General features: G+C 37.1%; 12 protein-coding genes. 9 read left to right on the top strand and 3 right to left on the bottom strand.

Annotated features, from left to right (window positions below):
- The first annotated feature begins 64 nt into the window (after window positions 1-64).
- Complete coding sequence (locus NMG88_RS05095) at window positions 65-1,597, top strand: protein arginine N-methyltransferase (protein ID WP_254035167.1); 1,533 nt, start codon at window positions 65-67, stop codon at window positions 1,595-1,597.
- Between the two features lie 106 nt (window positions 1,598-1,703).
- On the top strand, window positions 1,704-4,133 hold the full coding sequence (locus NMG88_RS05100; RefSeq protein WP_254035168.1) for a glycosyltransferase family 4 protein: 2,430 nt from the start codon (window positions 1,704-1,706) through the stop codon (window positions 4,131-4,133).
- 41 nt (window positions 4,134-4,174) lie between these two features.
- Here NMG88_RS05100 and NMG88_RS05105 read toward each other — a convergent pair whose 3' ends face one another.
- From NMG88_RS05105 to NMG88_RS05115, 3 genes are all read right to left on the bottom strand, one after another.
- A complete protein-coding gene (locus NMG88_RS05105) occupies window positions 4,175-5,359 on the bottom strand; it encodes a glycosyltransferase (RefSeq protein WP_254035169.1) in 1,185 nt (394 codons plus the stop codon).
- A 115-nt stretch (window positions 5,360-5,474) separates the two neighbouring features.
- Complete coding sequence (locus NMG88_RS05110; RefSeq protein WP_254035170.1) at window positions 5,475-6,596, bottom strand: glycosyltransferase; 1,122 nt, start codon at window positions 6,594-6,596, stop codon at window positions 5,475-5,477.
- A gap of 69 nt (window positions 6,597-6,665) precedes the next feature.
- Window positions 6,666-8,846: a tetratricopeptide repeat protein gene (locus NMG88_RS05115; protein WP_254035171.1), complete on the bottom strand. Its 2,181-nt coding sequence runs from the start codon at window positions 8,844-8,846 to the stop codon at window positions 6,666-6,668.
- 271 nt (window positions 8,847-9,117) lie between these two features.
- Between NMG88_RS05115 and NMG88_RS05120 the strand changes: the two genes are divergently transcribed.
- From NMG88_RS05120 to NMG88_RS05150, 7 genes are all read left to right on the top strand, one after another.
- Entirely contained in the window at window positions 9,118-11,370 is a 2,253-nt protein-coding gene (locus NMG88_RS05120) for a tetratricopeptide repeat protein (RefSeq protein ID WP_254035172.1), read from the top strand.
- A 42-nt stretch (window positions 11,371-11,412) separates the two neighbouring features.
- Complete coding sequence (locus NMG88_RS05125; RefSeq protein WP_254035173.1) at window positions 11,413-13,398, top strand: tetratricopeptide repeat protein; 1,986 nt, start codon at window positions 11,413-11,415, stop codon at window positions 13,396-13,398.
- Between the two features lie 36 nt (window positions 13,399-13,434).
- Window positions 13,435-14,421: a UDP-N-acetylglucosamine 4,6-dehydratase (inverting) gene (pseB, locus tag NMG88_RS05130; protein WP_254035174.1), complete on the top strand. Its 987-nt coding sequence runs from the start codon at window positions 13,435-13,437 to the stop codon at window positions 14,419-14,421.
- Entirely contained in the window at window positions 14,421-15,593 is a 1,173-nt protein-coding gene (pseC, locus tag NMG88_RS05135) for a UDP-4-amino-4,6-dideoxy-N-acetyl-beta-L-altrosamine transaminase (RefSeq protein ID WP_254035175.1), read from the top strand. Before pseB ends, pseC begins: the two co-directional genes overlap by 1 nt.
- A 49-nt stretch (window positions 15,594-15,642) precedes the next feature.
- Entirely contained in the window at window positions 15,643-15,882 is a 240-nt protein-coding gene (locus tag NMG88_RS05140; protein WP_254035176.1) for a UPF0175 family protein, read from the top strand.
- Window positions 15,875-16,333 (top strand): PIN domain-containing protein, encoded by a 459-nt coding sequence (locus tag NMG88_RS05145; protein ID WP_235760467.1) that lies wholly within the window; start codon window positions 15,875-15,877, stop codon window positions 16,331-16,333. The genes NMG88_RS05140 and NMG88_RS05145 overlap by 8 nt, the downstream gene beginning before the upstream one ends.
- 199 nt (window positions 16,334-16,532) lie before the next feature.
- Window positions 16,533-17,228 (top strand): cytidylyltransferase domain-containing protein, encoded by a 696-nt coding sequence (locus NMG88_RS05150; protein ID WP_254035177.1) that lies wholly within the window; start codon window positions 16,533-16,535, stop codon window positions 17,226-17,228.
- The last annotated feature ends 183 nt before the right edge of the window (window positions 17,229-17,411 follow it).

The raw sequence follows: 17,411 nt of genomic DNA on the forward strand, positions 1-17,411 counted from the left end.
TAGGATGTTTCACATTGACTAAATCCCAGACCAGCAACACTTATTTTTTGAGAGCGAAGAATCCATGACGGTGACAGCCTTTCAGCAAGCCAACCAGCTATTAAGAGAAGGAAAGTTAGAAGAATCGGTAGTCGCTTATCGGCAGGCGATTGAGCATAATCCACAATTTTATGGTGCTTATCAAAATTTAGGGGAAACCCTGGGAAAGCTGGGACGGTTGGATGAAGCGGTTGAGATGTATCGGAAGGCGATTGAGTTGAAACCGGAGGCGGGTTGGCTACATCAAGAATTGGGGTTGTTATTTGAGAAGTTAGATCGCTCCCATGATGCTGTTTTTGAGTTGAGGAAGGCGGCTGAGTTGTGTCCGAGATCGGCGGTGGTTTTGCAGCAGTTAGGGGAAGCATTCATGAAGTTGGGGCAATCGTCGGAGGCAACTGAGGCTTATCGACGAGCTAAAGAATTGAATCCTAGGTTGCTTGATTTGCATGGAGATTGGCAGAAATTACAGGCTAATGATCGGGGGCTTTCCAGCGTTCCTGAAGTTGAACGAAACCTAACTGTGACAAGTATTCAGGATTGCATACTACAATATGCAACTATGCAAAAAAAGTTAAAATCCCAGGATTACCAGGAGACATCTACTCTTTTTAAACCTATATCTGATACTCAGGACAATAAGAATAACAAATCAAAGCAAATATATGGTCATCACCCAATAATTTTGTTTGGGCAATCTGAGGCAGAAACAGGTCTGATTCAGGAGGACGAGAAATATACCCTGGCTCTGCGCCTGTCTGGGATTGTAGAAGACATTCAAAAAGACTCAAAGCCTGAAGTTATTGAAAAATTAGAGACACTTCACCACAGCTATGATAATCCGGGTTGTATAGATTGGGAGAAGGTACTTGAGTTAGGATATAGACTTTTTTTAAGTTCTAATTCTACTGTCATTGATATTGGAGGTCATGCAGGTAGGCATTCTGATATCTTTATTAACCAGATTGGAGCCAAACAGGTTTATATATTTGAGCCTATTCCCAGTAAGTATGAACATTTAGTAAACAGATACTCATCTAACCCAAATGTCACTGTTAAGCAGGTTGCTTTATCTTCTAGTGTGGGTAAGTCAGAATTTCTTATCAATCATGGCGCGCCTGAAGAAAGTGGATTGAAGGAAAGAATATATAACAATCCTGAACTTAAAAATTTAGAGAAGATAGTTGTAGCCACTGACACTCTGGATAACCTTTTCATAGATTCTCCCGGCGTTGAATACATAAAAATTGATACTGAGGGAGGGGAAATTGATATTCTTAAAGGTGCAGTCTCCCTTCTTCACAAGTTTCGTCCCTTTATATCTGTAGAATATGGTAAACCTAGTTATACTGCTTATGGACATAACCAAGATACTCTTTTTTTATACTGTCAGAAACAAGCCTATGTAATAACCGATTTATTTGGTAATCCGATTGAAAGCATTGATATATGGCGAGAGTGTGTTGATAGTTTTTATTGGGATTACTACCTTGTTCCACAAGAAAAATTATCCTTTTTCTGTCAAATTTTAACAGGTAAAGTGATCGAGGTTGTTAGATGAACAACGCCTATAAAAAGTTGAGTTTAAAATTAATTAATGAATTTAAACTTTATGATCGCTGGTTATTCGATATTGTTGCTGAGAAAATTAATTAAATTGATGTCTTATGAAAATTGCGATTGTTGCTCCTAGTGGGATTCCTTTCCGTATTGGTGGTGCTGAAAATCTGTGGTGGGGGCTACTACACTATATTAACCATAATACTCAACACCTTGCTGATTTAATTAAGTTGCCAAGCCCAGAATTAAACTTTTGGGAATTAATGGATAATCACTGGCGATTTTCTCAGTTAGATTTAAACCATTTTGATATGGTAATTTCTGGCAAATATCCGAGTTGGATGGTTTCCCATCCCAATCATGTGTGCTATATGCTCCACAAAAATCGGGGTTTTTATGACCTATATACTCCGCTCACTGGCTATAACTATTCAGAGACATATATTACAAACGATCCCGAAGTTTGTGCCTTGCAAGAATTTATGCGACGTAATCAAGGTTGCCGTCCGGCTTTAGATGAGTTTTATGAACGACTCAACCGACTTCGCTCACGTCAACATGAACTGCCAGCCGATGCCTTTCAGCGTCCTGGCAAACTATCAAAAGAAATTGTACACTTTTTGGATGGTATAGCATTAGCTCCCAGTGCTGTCAAAAAATATGCAGCTATTTCCAAAAATGTTGCCACACGAAAAGATTATTTCCCGGTTGGATATCCAGTTGATGTGATTTACCCACCACCTGTTCAGAGTGGTTTTTATATCGGTCAAAGTGATTACCTATTTACCGCTAGTCGTTTAGAAAAAGGCTTTAAGCGGGTTGAACTTTTAGTTGAAGCAATGAAGTATGTTAAAACAAATATTCCCTTTAAAATTGCGGGGGCGGGGGACGATCTGGAACATCTCAAGCAACTTGCGGGTAACGATCAAAGAATAGAATTTCTCGGTTTTGTCAATGACAAAGATTTAGTAGATCTATATGCTAATGCTTTTGCTGTTTTATTTGTTCCCTATGATGAAGATTATGGCTATATTACGGTTGAAGCTATGAAGTGCGGTAAACCCGTGATTACGGCAACAGATTCAGGAGGTTCCAATGAGTTTGTCCGTAATGGAGAAACAGGTTATTCTGTGTCACCAGAACCCCAAGCGATTGCAGAACGTATTGATTACTTGTGCGAACATCGACAGGAATCTCGACAAATGGGTTTGACGGCTCAGAAACTGGTTGAAGATATTACCTGGGAAAATGCTATAGCCCGCCTGTTAGGTGAAAGTCCGACATCCCACTCAATCCCAAGGACAATTCAGAAACCTACAAGAGTTAAGAAAAAGCGTAAAAAAATCACTGTAGCCGTAACTTTTTCAGTTTTTCCCCCTACCTACGGTGGGCAAGTTCGCATCTTTCACCTATATCGCCATTTAGCTCGTGAATTTGACATTGAGTTAGTCACCCTAGATGATCGGCGTCAACCCCCATTTAGAGGGGAAATTGCCCCAGGATTATGGGAAATTAGAGTACCCATGTCTAATGCCCATCACGATGCCATGTGGTCTATTTTGGCTCAGGTCGGAGTGCCAATTACTGATGTCACCATGCCAAAACTTTATCACCTGACACCAGATTATATAGAGGAATTGCGAAAATCCACAAAAGATGCTGATTTTGTAGTCGCTTGTCATCCTTATTTTCTACCAACCATTCAGGAAGTTACCGACAAGCCTATTTTGCATGAGTCACAGGATGTAGAAGTAGAGGTGAAAAAGGGTTTACTTCCTGAAAATGCAACAGGGCGTGAACTTTTAGAACTTACCCATCAGATCGAAAAACAGTGTTGCCAAATTAGTCAGTTGATTATGGTTTGTTCACCTGATGATGCTCAAAAGTTAAGTCAACTTTATGGTATCGATACGAGCAAAATAGTTCGTATTCCTAACTGTGTCGATTTGGAAGCTGTCAATTATATTTCCTTGCAGCAACGTTTATCCACAAAAAATAAGTTGGGATTACAAAAAGAGTTTACAGCTTTATTTATTGGTAGTGGATATCCACCGAATCAAGATGCTGTGCGCTATATTTTTCAAATAGCAGAGCAGCTACCAGATGTTAAATTCTTGATTATGGGAAGTGTAGCTGAGGCTTTTCAAAATCAGGCTATTCCAGCGAATTTAAGCTTTATGGGAATGGTGGACGATGAAACAAAAGATGTTGTTTTGGCAGTGGTTGATGTGGCTTTAAATCCAATGATGTCTGGCTCTGGAACTAATCTGAAAATGTTAGATTACTTGGGCGCTGGAGTTCCAGTTATCTCTACTGCTATTGGGGCGCGGGGACTAGGATTGGAACACCGTAAACAATGTATTATTGTTGAGTTAGAGCAGTTTGTAGAGGAAATTATGTGTCTCAAACACGAAGGTGAATTTAGTAAGAATCTTAGGATTGAAAATGCTAGACAGCTTGTAGAACAAGAGTTTGATTGGGAGGCGATCGCGCATAAACTAATTAATCATCTTCAACAATTAAGTGAAGCCCACTGAACAAATCCCTAAGTTATGATTTACAGATGAGGGTGATAAATTCAAGACTTCACCTTCATTTTTGGATAAATCTTTTGTTCTTGAATAATGTTTTTCATAATATATTCAAGACGGTTCTTGATTTTTTGCCCCACAGTTTCCGGGTTTAACAAGTATTTAATATCTTGAGATGCTCGTGTCCCGACTACTAGCTTGGCTTGATTATAGTTATGAAAAACATAGTGCATTAAAGAAGCTGCATGATTGATATCAGGTTCAGCCCAGATACTTCCTTTTGGATAGGGCCAATAGTCTTCAGTAGTGGTTACTAAGTCATACTTTACTAAAAAACTATTTCCTACGTTCATAAATTCGATATTGGAGGAGTAACCAGTAGCAATAACAGGCTTACCATAAAACATGGCTTCTGCCATGCCCAAGCCAAATCCTTCTGCGCGGTGTAAAGATACATAACAATCACAATTACATATAAGTCCATGGATTTTGTGTTTAGGTAAATGTCCTTGTATTATTTGAATCGAAGACCAGTCTTTAACAATGTCTAAAAGTTCATCTCGTTGAGCAGGGTAATGATGTGAATTTGAAAACTTAACGATGAGTAAAACATCATGATTTAATTCTCCAAAAGCTTTTTGAAAAGCCCTGATAGTAGCCAAGGGATTTTTGCGAACAAATGAACTACCAAAGTCGAAGGTACACAAAAATACGAATTTATCTTCAGGCAACCCTAATTGGCTCCTACTTATCAGGACAGGATTCGGTAATTCAATACTATGAGGAATTATAATGACTGGCACAGGAGACACGAGTGCGATCGCTTCTGCTGCATATTTACTTGGAGTCCATATTTCATCAAAGAGATCAAAAGCAAATTCCCAATCTCTAGGAAATGTCAGAAGCTCCCAAGCCCAAAATCCGATGTTATATCGGTTTTGAAAATATTCAAGGCTAAAATTAGGAAAAACTCGATTATAAATCCCTGCATGTACCCAATTTGGATTGGTATGAACTAAATTGATTGGATAGGGATTATCTTCTGAAAAATCCGTATATGTAGAATCTGGATGTTGTCCGTTAACTAAATCAAGATTGTTCAAAGCTAGGGGAATACTAGCAGCTTTTATCGCCCTGATATTAGCTCTAACGGCTTCGGCTAGACCAAAATCTCCGGTTATATGGCCTGCAATGTTTAGCCCTAATGAATTATTGCTCGTTGTCTTGAACATTGTTAATTTCCACCTATTCTGAGTAACAGTAACAGCCAATCAATTTAACTTATCTTTTGAGCCAGACAGATTGTACTGTAATACCATTATTGATTATGAGCGTATTTGTTTACTGTTATGCACCAATCGACAACTTATTAGATATTATTTCCAACCGTTTTTTAATCTTAGATCCAATCCTATAGGGGTTTAGTAAAGACTGCATCTCTTGATGAGCTTTGTAACCAACTAATAAGGCTTGCTGATAATTATGGAAAACATAATACATCAAAGCCGCAGCATGGTCAATATCAGGTTCAGCCCATATATTTCCCTTTTTATAAGGTTCGACATCTTCACTAATCGTCAATAAATCATATTTTACTAAAAAACTATTGCCTATATTCATAAACTCTATATTAGATGAATAGGCTGTAGCAATAACAGGCTTACCATAAAACATCGCTTCTGCCATTGTCAGACCAAACCCCTCAGCACGATGTAATGACACATAACAGTCACAGTTGTAAATCAAAGCATTAATTTCATGTCTTGTCAAGTGAGCTTCAATTAGGTGAATCGATTCAGAATGGGCAGCCATAGCTTTCAATTTTTCTGTTTCGTGGGGATGGTGTTCGGAATTTGAAAATTTTATCACCAGCAATACTTTTTTATTGGATTTACCAAAAGCTTTAATGAAAGCCTCAATGATCGCTATAGGATTTTTTCTTTCAAATGTACTATGAGAGTCAAATACAAACAGAAAAATAAATTTATCTTTTGGCAATCCTAACGCTTCTCGATTTAATGATGGTTGCGCTAGTGCCAAACTAGGCATGATTTTGAGAACAGGAATGGATGATACAGCCGATATAGCTTCGACTGAATAATTACTATAAGTCCATATTTCATCGAAAAAATCAAAACTAAACTGCCAGTTAGGGGGAAATGTTGATAGCTCCCATGCCCAAAATCCTATGTTGTAGTGCCCATTAAAATATTCAGATCCAAAACGTTCAATAAATAAGGAAAGAACATCTGGATTGAAATTTATTAGGTTGATAGGATAAGGATTATTCTGAGAAAACTCCTTTTCTTGATAAGTAGAATCTAAGTTTCTATGCCAATCAATATTAAAATTATTAATAGCAAAAGGAATATTAGCCGCTTCCATTGACCGAATATTAGCCCTTGCCCCTTCTCCAATGCCAAACTCACCCTTAACGCAACCTGCAATATTAATACCTATCGTGTTCATAATAACAATATTTCTGAGTTTAACTCATAATATCATAAAATCTATATTCTTTTAAGAGCTTAGAAGAATTTAGGTTGATAAAATTTCTTCTGAAGTAATATATTCTCTATTTTTATCATCCAGTCTGTGACCCCCACTAATATCTGAACCATATTTAGGAGAATTGTAAATCAAAAATATATTATTTGTATCTTTAAAGGAATGTTCAATTTTACTTAATATTGAACTCTTTACAAAAAATAGATTTACACCTTGATTGTTTGCATAAATTAAAGAATACCCTTTAAGTTTTCCTAAATTATATAATGCCCTGATACTAGCACCAAAGTAATTCGTCTCATCCCAGACAGCATTCGCATCGTATTTAACAACTTTATCTTCCGTTGGTAAGTGGGAAGCATTGTATTCTATAATGACGACACGAGGCTGATAGATTTCATCTAAACTTTTCCAAATATAAAAATCATTATAATCAATATCAATAGATAATAAGTCTAATTCTTGAGGTACCTTATATTTTTTGAATAGCTCGTTGATATTTTCAGCAGTAATAAACTCTTGATATAAACCTATTTCTTTATTTTCGTAACCCCCATCCATCAATAATCCAGTCCATCCGCAATTTTCTCTCAAATTTCTGGTATTACATTCATTTGCATTTTCTACTCCAAACTCAACATAATATTTATTAGTGGTTTTTATCACTTCAAATATTTTTTCAATCACACCATCTTCCCCATTTTGGGAAAATATTTTCCTTTCATCTTGGGAAAGGTCAATCTGTTTACTTTTGAATGATAAAGCATCTTGTAAATCATCCCACTTTCCATTTTCAATGGTAACATATTCATCCAGATCAAAACCGTTATCTTGGAGAAAGCTAATAATATCATTGTTGATAAGTCTATGCTTAATTAACAAACTATTTATTGTTTTTTTATACTTTTTTTTGTACAAATTATTATGAAATTTTAGTGGTTTAATAGTGGTCTTGTAGTAGCTAATTGATTTATAATATTTACCCTGGTTATATAAAATTTCCATTGTTTCCATTAACCGATAATAAAACCAAAATGAATTAGGGTTTAAATTGATAGCATGGTAATAATTGGTAACTGCCTGATTGATATTACCTTGTTTCTCTAAAGCATCTCCTAAGTTGTAATATAACCATGACAAGTTAGGGTTTAACTCAAGAGCATGGCGATAGTTGGCAATAGCTTCAGCTAACTTTCCTTCCCGTTTAAGTTGGTTTCCGATCTTGATTAAATTACCCGCAGTTCTAGGTAAAATTTGCACTGTAATAGTTTCAGGTTTAGCTCCCTTGTCCTCAAACCAATAACGACATTCTGCTACTACATCAAATACTAATCTAATTTTTCCTTGCTGTAACGGCTTAGTATCAATTACACATTCAAACTCAATAGTTGCACCATCAACAAATTTATCTACACCTAGGGAACTCCTAAATTCCTGACGTCCAGGTTTATTTTCTTCATAACCCTGAATGCCTATTTTAATAGTTTCCGAATTATCAACAAATATATCCCAATCTCGACCACTAATATTTTTAATTTTACCGGAAACTTTAAGTAAATCTCCAGGTTCTAAAAGGGCTGGAGGTTGAAAAAGATTGAATTCATATTCATAACCATGAATATCATTGATTTTAGTAATAGTATTTAACTTATTAACACTAACGCCAGTAGTTAAACACCAAATTTTTCCTACAATTACAGGTTCTACCCCATACAGGTTAGCTAATTTCCTAACCTCGTCTATTACACAGGGAAACTCGCCTCCGTAACCATAACCGCAAATAAGACCATCTACTTTAACAAATTGCGACCATAAACTTATGTTTTCCCCAATAACTGTATGTTGCCTGTCGATATTTTGAAAATAAACATCTATCGATTTATCCCAATCAGTAAAAATGTGGTGGCTAAAACCTTTTAAAACAACTATATTAGAACAAGTTTGAGTAAACTCGTGAAATTTCTCTAAACTGTAATCAATCTGATACTTTTCTTGCCATTTTTGCGCGTATTCTCCATCTTCCTCCCAAGCATCAATGCAGTATACAGTTACAGAGGGATCGACACTTTTAGCCCATGCGTAAGAAGATAATCCCAGATACGAACCCACTTCTACCACTACCCCACCTGGTGGAACTGATTTTGCCATAGCTTCAATTGCCCAAAGTTCTCTTTCTGTAAATCGTCCAGGAATCCGCAGGTTATAGGGCATAGCTTTTTATAATCTGTAATAACGTTAATCAGGGGGATTTTGTCAAGCAAATTAGAGTACAAACGCTTGATCTTATTTGCATAGCCTTGATTCTACCGATCATGGCAGGTCTTGGCAACCCATCTCCAGCCAAAGTTTAGGACAGCAGGCTCTAGCAGGCTATATGATACCCCGTTTCTAACTCCCTCTCAAATTTAAGTTAGACGGGGAAACAGCCTTATGGGATGGGACTTAGAAAGTTGAAAAAAATGGGGCTGAGGGAACTTGACAAGTGCGTACCTCGACAATTAAGATAGTAGGTTATGTCCCTGCTGTTGTTTATGGAGTTGATACATTTGTGAGCAATTTTATTCGGGGTAATCAATTACTGCGGAGTGTTAAACTGGAGGAAGCGATCGCTGCTTACCAAAGTGCGCTCGCTCAGAACTCGAATTTTTATCTATATCACCAAAAATTAGGAGAAGTTTTAGAGCAGTTGGGGTGTTGCGAAGAGGCAGTGGAGGCTTATCAACGTAGCATAGAACTTAATAGCAGTTCTTCTTTTTCATACGACAGTCTCGGTCAAATGTTGGTGAAAAAAGCTAGGCTTAATGAAGCTGTAAATATGTATAGAACTGCTATTAAGCTAAATCCTAGTTTTCATGGCTTTAATTACAATCTGGCTCAGGCACTAATTACCAAAAATGATTTTCAAAATGCGATTGCGGAGCTAGAGTTATGTCTTGATAAAAACCCTCAACATTATCCTTCATATAATTTAATTGGAGACTTGTTAGTTCAAGAAAAACAAGAAGATAAATTGATTCAATTATACAAGCAAGGCTTGTTAGCAACGAGGCATAATTATACAGATCATCAAAAACTAATACAAAAAATATCTACTTTAGGTTTAGATGGAGAAAATTTTTTTAACGACACTTTCCTAAAGAATCTTCAAGTTGTTAGTGACTTTTGGGAGTCACAACGATCTGTTCGCAAGAAAAATGAGTGGGTTCTAATTGAGTGTGCATCACCAACAGGTTGGGGACTTTATGCAACTGGACGTAATTTGATTGCAGCTAAGTATTTACAAAAATTCTATGGATATAGAATAGCAGCTTGGTGTAGACCCTGTGAAGTTGACACAGCAGCCTGGACTAAAGGTGCAATTGATTATCAACTCAAGCAAGTTTTGATATCTTTTGGTGTAGAAAAGTTTATTATTCCAAATGGTGACTTTGGCTTAAATGAACATCAAAAATCTCAGATGGAAAATTTTTCATCAGAAGCTAATAGCCAAAACTTCAAATATTTACTGCAAGATTTTAAGTGTGATGATTTACATATTGGAGACCTAGTGTATGATTTAATCCTCAAAGGAACAGGCTTGAGTACGCCAATTTTTGACGAAAGCATAATAGCTGCATTAGAGTCTGGATGTCTAGCATATAATTTCTGGAAAAATTTTCTGCACAGTTGTCAGGTTAAATTTTTTCTATCTACTCATGCAACTGTTTACCACCACGGACTGATATCTCGTTTAGTTGCTACCAAAAAAGGAGTAGTTTGTTTTATCAATGACATTGAAGCCTCTACTCGTAGATATGAAACCATTGATGATCTCTATAATACTGAAGGATTTATTTCCAATAAATTGTTTCTTTATTTTTGGAATCATTATAAACATAAGTCTGCTGCGATTGGAAAAGATATTGTGGAAAATACAATGGGTATAAAGAGTTATGGTGGCAATAGTTCGTATGTAACTTTCGCTTATAGCAGTGATAAAAAAGTATATACTCATCCAGAATTTTGTGAGCAATTGAATCTCGATCCTTCTCGGCCTATTGTAGTTATAGCATCCCATGCTTTTGATGATTGTCCACACTGTTCTCACCATCGGCTGTTTGTAGATTATTATGAGTGGCTTGTGGAAACCTTAAAAATTTGTTCTCAAATTGACTCCATCAATTGGATCATAAAAGAACATCCTTCAGTGGTTAGAGGTGATTATGTTGTCGATAAAACAGCAAAAGAATTGGTAAATAATGAGTACAGTTTATGTGAACATATTCACTTGGCTCCAGATGATATAAGTAATCTATCACTTATAGATTTTTGTCATGCCATAGTTACGGTAAGTGGGACAATAGCCCATGAGTTAGCTTGTTTTGGAATCCCTTCTATCTTAGCAGGCTCTTCTACCTATTCTGAATGTGGCTTTACCAATAATCCTCAATCTGTGGATGAGTACAAAGCTCTGCTATATTCTATTGATCAGCAAGAGAAACTGACCGACGAAAAAATTGAAAAAGCCCATGTAGCCTATGCAATACAGTACTACCATAAAAGATGCTTTGCAACCACTAATTTTATCTTAGGCTACAGCAATCCATACAGTGCAATAGAAAGTTGGGTAAATCGGATCAAAAGTGACGAAATTGGAGCCTTTGAGGAAGACCCATTTCTCAAGATGTTTATGATTCAGATTCTTCTAAAAAAGGAATGCTTACTTAGATTTAATGAACTTCTGGATATGGATTAATATCCTAATATCTCTTTTGTTGTTTCTGGAGTTAATATAGTTGTGAGTGACTTAATACGGGATAATCTATCACTGACTAATAGGCAGACTCAGGAAGAGATCACTGCTTACCAAAGTGCGATCACCATTAATCCTAGTTTTCATGAGTTTCATTATCATCTAGCCAAGGTGATGATTAACAAAAATGATTTTCAAAATGCGATTGCAGAACTAGAATTATGTCTTGATAAAAACCCTCAACATTATCCTTCATATAATTTAATTGGAGACTTGTTAGTTCAAGAAAAACAAGAAGATAAATTAATTCAATTATATAAGCAAGGTTTGTTAGCGACGAGGCATAATTATACAGATCATCAAAAACTAATACAAAAAATATCTACTTTAGGTTTAGATGGCGAAAAAATTTTTAACGACAGTTTCTTAAAGAATCTTCAAGTTGTCAGTGACTTTTGGGAGTCACAACGACCTGTTCGCAAGAAAAATGAGTGGATTCTAATTGAAGCCATATCAGGTTATCATGAGTGGGGGCTTTATTCAACTGGAAGTAATTTAATTGCAGCTAAATATTTACAAAAATTGTATGGATATAGAATAGCAGTCTGGTGTAGACATCGAGTTGACATTCCATCCTTAACTAAAGGTACAATTGATTATCAACTCAAGCAAGTTTTGATATCTTTTGGTGTAGAAAAGTTTATTATTCCAAATGGTGACTTTGGCTTAAATGAACATCAAAAATCTCAGATGGAAAATTTTTCCTCAGAAGCTAATAGCCAAAACTTTAAATATTTGCTGCAAGATTTTAAGTGCGATGATTTACATATTGGAGACCTGGTGTATGATTTAATGCTCAGAAGTAGTCCTGGCCGGAGTACACCAATTTTTGATGAAAAGCAACGGATAATAGCTGCATTAGAGTCTGGATGTCTAGCATATAATTTCTGGAAAAATTTTCTGCACAGTTGTCAGGTTAAATTTTTTGTATCCTCTCATGCAACTATTTACCAGCACGGACTGATATCTCGTTTAGTTGCTACCAAAAAAGGAGTAGTTTGTTTTATCAATGACATTGAAGCCTCTACTCGTAGATATGAAACCATTGATGATCTCTATAATACTGAAGGATTTATTTCCAATAAATTGTTTCTTTATTTTTGGAATCATTATAAACATAAGTCTGCTGCGATTGGAAAAGAACGGGTCGAAAACACCATGGGCATAAAGCCGTCTGGTACTCGCAATCCCTATCCCACTATGGCTTATAGCAGTGATAAAAAAGTATATACTCGTCCAGAATTTTGTGAGCAATTGAATCTCGACCCTTCTCTCCCTATTGTAATTGTGGCATCTCATGTTTTTAATGATGCTCCACACTGTTTTCGCCATCGGCTGTTTGTAGATTATTATGAGTGGCTTGTGGAAACCTTAAAAATTTGTTCTCAAATTGACTCCATCAATTGGATCATAAAAGAACATCCTTCAGTGGTCAAAGGTGATTATGTTGTCGATAAAACAGCAAAAGAATTGGTAAATAATGAGTACAGTTTATGTGAACATATTCACTTGGCTCCAGATGATATAAGTAATCTATCACTTATAGATTTTTGTCATGCCATAGTTACGGTAAGTGGGACAATAGCCCATGAGTTAGCTTGTTTTGGAATCCCTTCTATCTTAGCAGGCTCTTCTACCTATTCTGAATGTGGCTTTACCAATAATCCTCAATCTATAGATGAGTACAAAGCTTTGCTATATTCTATTGATCAGCAAGAGAAACTGACCGACGAAAAAATTGAAAAAGCCCATGTAGCCTATGCAATACAATATCATCACCTCAGAAACCAAAGCAATTTTAACTTAAGTTTCTCCGAACCTTACAGTGAAATGGAAAGTTGGGCAAATGTGATCAAAAGTGGCGAAATTGGAACCATAGAGGAAGACCCGTTTTTCAATAACTTTATGATTCAGATTCTTCTCAAAAAGAAATACTTACTTAGATTTGATCAACTTCTGGATAGAGGGTAATATGCTAATACAATAATTGGATTCAATAAGCAAATCATGTTCCAAAACAAATCAATCCTAATCACAGGTGGTACAGGTTCTTTCGGCAAACAATGCGTAGAAACCCTGCTCAAACACCACCAACCTAAGAAAATTATAGTCTACTCCAGAGATGAACTTAAGCAATATGAAATGGCGCAAAAATTTGACTCTCCAATTATGCGCTACTTCATAGGGGATGTCAGGGATGAACAACGTTTAGGAATGGCTATGCGAGAAGTTGATTATGTCATCCATGCAGCAGCCCTTAAGCACATTCCGGTGGCAGAATACAACCCGATGGAGTGTATTAAAACCAACATTAATGGGGCTGATAATGTCATTAATGTCGCTCTCGAACAAGGGGTTGACAAAGTGATTGCTCTATCTACCGATAAAGCCGTTAATCCCATTAACCTTTATGGAGCGACAAAACTAGCAGCAGATAAGTTATTTGTTGCAGCCAATAACTTAGCAGGTGAGCGGAAAACTCGATTTTCCGTTGTCCGCTATGGTAATGTTTTGGGATCAAGGGGTTCGGTTGTCCCTTTTTTCCAGAAATTGATTCAAGAGGGATCGACTGAAATCCCAATTACAGACCCACGGATGACTCGGTTTTGGATTACCCTTAATCAAGGCATTGATTTTGTCCTCAAGGATTTTACGAGGATGCAGGGGGGAGAGATTTTTGTCCCTAAAATTCCTTCTATGAAAATGACCGATATGGCAGAAGCCCTAGCGCCTGGTATCCCTCATAAAATTGTGGGTATTAGGCCTGGTGAAAAACTCCATGAAGTCATGTGTCCCGTTGAGTCATCCCACTTAACTTTAGAGTTTGATGACCATTATGTGATTAAGCCCACCATTGAATATTCCTACAGCCTTGATTATACTACTAATGCTTTAGGCGAGCAGGGTATTCCTGTGGCTCCAGATTTTGTTTATAGTTCAGATGTAAATCAAGAATGGTTAACTGCTCCCCAGTTATTAGAGATGCTGAAGTAATGAATCAGTTTATCCCATACGGTCGCCAAGATATATCTCAAGCAGATATTGATGCTGTGGTTGAGGTGTTACGGTCGGACTGGATTACTCAAGGCCCGGCGATAGAAAGATTTGAGAAATTAGTCGCTGAGTATTGCGGGGCTAAATATGCGGTGGCGGTTTCCAGCGCCACGGCTGCCTTACATATCGCCTGTTTAGCTGCCGGATTGGGGATCGGAGATATCCTCTGGACTTCTCCGAATACTTTTGTGGCTTCCGCTAACTGTGGGTTATACTGTGGTGCAGATGTCGATTTTGTCGATATTGACCCCCATACTTACAATCTGAGTGTGGAAGTGCTAGAGCAGAAACTCGCTCGTGCTGAACTAGAGGGAAAACTGCCGAAAGTGGTGGTTCCCGTTCATTTTGCGGGACAGTCTTGCGAGATAGAGCGGATTTTGGCTCTGTCACGAAAGTATGGTTTCACTATTCTGGAGGATGCGTCTCATGCTATTGGGGCTAGATATCAGGATAATCCTGTCGGAAGTTGTTTATTTTCCGATATGGCCGTGTTCAGCTTTCATCCTGTAAAAATTATCACCACAGGGGAAGGGGGAATGGTAGTGACCAATCGAGAGGATTTGTACGAAAAGCTGATTCGGTTGCGGACGCACGGAATTACCCGCAATCCTGAGTTGATGCAAGGAGAGTCTCATGGGTTGTGGTACTACCAGCAGTTAGAGTTGGGGTTTAATTACCGCATAACGGACATTCAGGCTGCATTGGGTGCAAGCCAGATGCAGCGTTTGGATGAGTTTGTATCCCGTCGTAGGCATTTAGCCGCCCGTTACAATCAGTTGTTGTCAGATTTTCCCCTAGTTCTACCTTGGCAACATCCTGATACTGAGTCCAGTTGGCATCTATATGTAATTCGGCTGAAACTAGATGAAATTGGTAAAACTCACCGACAAGTCTTTGAGGAATTACGAGCAGCAAAAATAGGAGTAAATTTACACTATATTCCTGTTCATACTCAACCCTATTATCAAAACCTAGGGTTTAAATGGGGAGATTTTCCACAGGCTGAACAATATTATCAAGAAGCGATTAGTTTACCAATTTACTATGGTTTAAGTGATGAAAATCAAGATCAAGTTGGGGCTGTTTTGAGAAATATTCTAAGTGAAAAGTGATGAGTAAAAAGTAAAAAGTAAAAAGTAAAAAGTAAAGAAGGGGGAAAATATGACCATAAATCTGCGAACTTTACAACTCAATTTTCCTAACACGATTGAACAAAGCGACGATGAATTGCGGTTATTGATAGCAGCTAAATTATATGAAAATGGCACCTTAACATCAGGTCAAGCTGCGGAATTAGCAGGCTTAAGTAAGCGTGAATTTATTCAAGTCATTGGCAATTACAATGTTTCAGTTTTTAGTACATTAGTTGAAGATTTAGAATCGGATATTGCCAATGCCTAAAGTAGTCATTTCCGATGCCAGTTGCTTGATTATATTAAGTAAAATTGGAGAGTTAGACCTTTTACATTTACTTTATTCTCAGGTTTATATTACTCCTGAAATAAAAAGCGAATTTGGAGAAAGTTTGCCGAATTGGATTATTGTTGAGACAGTTAGAGATAAGGAATATCAAAAAAGTCTCGAAACAAAATTAGATATTGGAGAAGCATCGGCAATTGCTTTGGCCATAGAAAAAATTGATTCATTGGTCATTTTAGATGATTTAAAAGCTAGAAAAGTCGCAACGGAGTTTAATCTGGTTTTTACAGGGACTCTGGGGGTGATTAGTAAGGCCAAAGAGCAGGGGTATTGCGACAAAATTAAGCCAATTATTCAGAAAATTTTGCAAACCAATTTCCGAATTTCTCGGCAGGTGCTCAATGCTTTGTTATCAAGATATGGAGAAAATTGACACTCTCACCCCTAAGGAATGAAAAACCAATAAGGTGACTAATTGAGCAATAGTTTACGGTAGATCAAGGTTTCCAGGGTTTAATTGTGCAAGTTATTTATTTTTCATTCCTAAGCGCGTAGCATAGGGGTGGGGTTTTCGTATCTAGTCCAGTCAAACAAAGACAATTGGATGTACTCTGTGTAAGGGATATGCTTAAATGAAAACTGTGATAATTGTTCAAGCAAGAATGACCTCTACCCGTTTACCAGGAAAGGTGCTTAAGCGGGTATTAGGAAAACCTTTGCTCGAATACCAGATTGAAAGACTACAACGAGTGAAGCTGGCAAATGAAATAGTCATTGCTACTACCACTAATGAAACAGATGAACCCATTGTTGAATTATGTAACCGTCTTGCTGTTGCTTACTTTCGCGGGTCTGAAGACGATGTTTTAAGTCGATATTATGGTGCAGCAACAGCACACAAAGCAGATTTAGTGGTTCGGGTGACTTCTGATTGTCCTTTAATTGACCCTCAAGTGATTGATACGGTGATTGATTATTGCCTACAAAATCAGTCACACTATGATTATGTTTCTAACTCCTTAGAAAGAACTTATCCCAGAGGGATGGATACTGAAGTGTTTTCTTTTTCAACATTGCAACAGGCTTTTGGGGAAGCAACAGCACAACCAGATCGCGAGCACGTTACTCCTTTTATTTATCGACAACCGGCAAGATATCGTTTGGGTCATGTTATTTACTCTGAAGATTGCAGTCACCATCGATGGACAGTAGATACTCCTGAAGATTTTGAGTTGATTCAGAAAATAATCGAAGCCATTTATCCTAGAAAACCTAATTTTACGTTAGAAGATTGCTTGAGTTTACCGGAAATTTGGGTTTGCCGCTAAATTATATCCCACATTCCGCAGATAGGGGTCAAATTTTCCACTAATTCTAAAAAATAGAAACCTATTCCAATTTTTCGGTGAACTTCCGAGGCTTTACTATCAAATTATATAGCTAGTTTACCGCTATTTAACTAAACTTAAATTGACTTAAATATCTGCGGAATGTGGGATTTATTGAAGAGA

The organism is Planktothrix agardhii (assembly GCF_904830935.1).
GTDB classification, from domain to species: Bacteria; Cyanobacteriota; Cyanobacteriia; order Cyanobacteriales; family Microcoleaceae; genus Planktothrix; species Planktothrix agardhii.